Raw genomic sequence first — 1,151 nt, 5'->3', positions numbered from 1 at the left:
GTTGAAATAAAGGAATCCATCGATCAGGTGGACAAGGGAACATGGAACCGTTATTTGGGCGGGCAGGGCGTTTATGATTGGGAAGGGCTGAAATTCCTGGAAAGGGTATTTCAAGGCAATGAAAGAAAAGAACACAACTGGCTATTTCGTTATGTCCTCATCAAGGATGGTTCCGGAACCCCTGTTTTGATGACCTTCCTGACCCTTTCACTTTGGAAAGATGATATGTTGGCCGATGCCCAAGTTTCTAAGGCCATTGAGGAGGAACGGAAGACCGATTCCTATCACCTCTCTTCCATGGTACTTTCCATGGGCTGTCTCTTCACGGAAGGGGACCATCTGTATTGGGATGCTTCCCATGGTCTGGCAGGGCAGGCCTTGGACGTTTTTTTGGAGTTGGTGGAAAAGCAGGAACAAAGTTTAGGGGCCAAGATGACCTTGCTCCGTGATTTTCCCAAGGAAACCCTATGGAACAGTGCCCTTTACGGGCATGGTTTTCTGAGGGTGCAAATGCCCAATTCCTGTACGGTCGATCTCAGTGGATTCCAATCCATGGAGTTGTATTTGGCAAAACTCTCCTCAAGGAACAGAAGGCATTTTCGAAAGGATATCCGACCTTTTCTTGAAAATAGTCGGTCCAAGACCATTTCAAAGGTTCCTTCAGCACAATTGATGCAGTTTAAGAGACTGTTTGGGGAAGTGCAGTCCAGAAACTTGGGCCTCAATACTTTTTCTTTTCCGGATGCCCTTTTTCAACAAATGAACGAAAACCCACTTTGGGAGTTTATTGTCCTGACATCCAATGAGAAACCGGATAGGGTTTTGGGCGTTATGTTCTGTTATAACAATAACGGTCAGGTCTATGTGCCCGCCTTTGTAGGGATGGCATATGGATTTTTGGAGGAATATGCAACCTATCGACAATTGCTGTACCGGACCATTGAACGGGTTATTGAGCTTGGTATTCCCAAAATTGATTTTGGGATGACGGCTGCCTTTGAGAAAAGAAAGTTGGGTGCTTCCATACATGAAAAATATGCCTATCTACAGACCCGGGACAATTTTGTTTTGGAACTGTTGGGGGTCATGGAAGGACAGCATTAATGAAATGTCGTCATGCAATATCAAAAGCTGCTATCGGAATTTGAAGG

Annotated in this window: 1 protein-coding gene; it reads left to right on the top strand. The window is 45.3% G+C overall.

What is annotated here, in order from left to right:
• The coding region (locus tag CRO15_RS19590) for a GNAT family N-acetyltransferase (RefSeq protein WP_116458940.1) at positions 1–1,104 on the top strand (1,104 nt) is incomplete at its 5' end.
• Positions 1,105–1,151: the final 47 nt, after the last annotated feature.

It is taken from the genome of Flagellimonas pacifica, from assembly GCF_900215465.1.
GTDB lineage: Bacteria > Bacteroidota > Bacteroidia > Flavobacteriales > Flavobacteriaceae > Flagellimonas > Flagellimonas pacifica.
Note: the sequence above shows the minus strand (reverse complement) of the source record. Positions and strands in the feature narration are given on the sequence as shown.